General features: G+C 47.4%; 1 pseudogene. It reads left to right on the top strand.

Features of this window, described 5'->3' with window-relative positions:
• Positions 1 to 253 (top strand): annotated as a pseudogene (locus AB4512_RS24510) (DeoR/GlpR family transcriptional regulator); the annotation flags it as partial.

The following is a 253-nucleotide window of genomic DNA, read 5'->3' as shown; positions in this document are numbered from 1 at the left end:
CTATCATGGTGGTGCAACCATTCCTTTAAGCTCGGAAAATACCTCGTATAACACGCGTAAAGCGCTTAACTTCAACGAAAAAGACGTGATCGCCGACGAACTAGTTAAGCACATCCCAGATGGTGCAACCCTATTCGTTGATATCGGTACCACGCCAGAATCGGTAGCACGCGCCCTCAACAAAAACCACAAACAACTAAGAGTCGTCACCAACAACATCAATGTTGCCAGCATCCTTCTGCCTAACCCAGAG

Source organism: Vibrio sp. 10N.222.52.B7, assembly GCF_041474275.1.
Taxonomy (GTDB): domain Bacteria; phylum Pseudomonadota; class Gammaproteobacteria; order Enterobacterales; family Vibrionaceae; genus Vibrio; species Vibrio crassostreae_C.
Note: the sequence above shows the minus strand (reverse complement) of the source record. Positions and strands in the feature narration are given on the sequence as shown.